The organism is Monashia sp. HAY1-2A (assembly GCF_056755315.1).
The window spans coordinates 1-251 of record NZ_JBNDHY010000588.1 but is presented as its reverse complement, the minus strand read 5'-3'; the positions used below and the strand labels follow the sequence as shown (position 1 = coordinate 251).

At 68.5% G+C, this 251-nt stretch carries 1 pseudogene; it reads right to left on the bottom strand.

Annotated features, from left to right (window positions below):
• A pseudogene (locus ACPYOM_RS23160) lies at positions 1–251 on the bottom strand (sigma-70 family RNA polymerase sigma factor); the annotation flags it as partial.

Here is a 251-nt window from a genome sequence, read left to right as displayed (position 1 = left end):
ACACCAGCCTGCCGTCATCTGTGAGGAACAACTGGCGGTCGTGAAAGAGCGAGGGCCCTCTGGGCGACGAGCTGAACCCGAGGAGGCGCCCACCTCCCACCGCGGTCGTGAACCAGATCTGGATGCTGAAGACGTCGGTCGCCGGTCGGTAGGAGCTGTCGGTGAGCGACCAGCCGGCCTCACTCGGGGAGCCGGCGTACTTCGCGGTGCCGCCGTGCACGAGGTCGGTGGCGACCGTCGAGCCTTCCGGG